General features: G+C 43.8%; 1 pseudogene. It reads right to left on the bottom strand.

The annotated features are described in order from the left end of the window. Nucleotides 1–274 (bottom strand): annotated as a pseudogene (locus tag NRL14_RS20940) (group II intron reverse transcriptase/maturase); the annotation flags it as partial.

Here is a 274-nt window from a genome sequence, read left to right as displayed (position 1 = left end):
CATCTCCCGTAATGAATACCGATCCAAATATCTCTCAATGACACTAAACCTTGTGACGCTAAATAGTCATTGCCTAGCGCAATGTTAATTCCTTTTGTTTTTGAGCTTCGACAAGGCCCTTTACTGGTGATACCACAGGCTATGGCGAGTCGTTCGCTAACACCCAGTTTTATTAAACTGCGTACTTTCGTGCGTGGTTTACGCCATTGCCGCCAGTAGCACATTTTTATCCTACGGCGGATCCAATGATCTAAATCCACCGTTAACTGATAAG

The organism is Pseudoalteromonas sp. 20-92, assembly GCF_030847595.1.
Lineage (GTDB): Bacteria > Pseudomonadota > Gammaproteobacteria > Enterobacterales > Alteromonadaceae > Pseudoalteromonas > Pseudoalteromonas fuliginea.
Note: the sequence above shows the minus strand (reverse complement) of the source record. Positions and strands in the feature narration are given on the sequence as shown.